Origin of the sequence: Candidatus Aquicultor secundus (genome assembly GCF_002791875.1) — a bacterium.
GTDB lineage: Bacteria > Actinomycetota > Aquicultoria > Aquicultorales > Aquicultoraceae > Aquicultor_A > Aquicultor_A secundus.
The window spans coordinates 1-489 of record NZ_PFNG01000069.1; the positions used below are offsets into that span (position 1 = coordinate 1).

Below are 489 nucleotides of genomic sequence, written 5' to 3' on the forward strand. Positions count from 1 at the left end.
CGATATCTGCCTGGACGAGCGCATGGTTTTCGATACTGCGGCCGATGCGGGTGAGCACTTCGCGAGTGAACACCGTAGTAAACGCGATACAAGGGCTGGCCATGGCGCCGTTACCGATCAGGATGTCGATAGCGACTTGTTTGAGATCCTGCGCAGCGTTAGAAAGACTCTGGCCGATATCGCGGAGCTGCCGCCTTACGCGATTTTTCACGACACTACGCTCAAAGACATGGCGAAATATTTCCCGTGCGACTTGGACTCACTGGCCAACATCACCGGTGTGGGTGAGGTAAAGCTTGAGAAGTACGGCGACGCGTTTACGCAAAGTATTACCGAGTATTGCGCTTCGCGTGGGATCGACCCAAAACCGATCAAGCCCAAACGCCCGGCACGGGTGGTTAAAGAGAAGCGGCCCTCCGAGGCCAAAACCTCAACCATCCAGGAGACCCTCATGCTCTATAGGAGGGGCCTAAGCCTGAGCGATATGGC

The 489-nt window shown here is 55.8% G+C and carries 1 protein-coding gene; it reads left to right on the top strand.

Annotated features, from left to right (window positions below; genetic code table 11):
- Window positions 1-489 (top strand): HRDC domain-containing protein (locus COY37_RS02735; protein ID WP_286975976.1); only part of this gene is annotated, 489 nt, incomplete at both ends.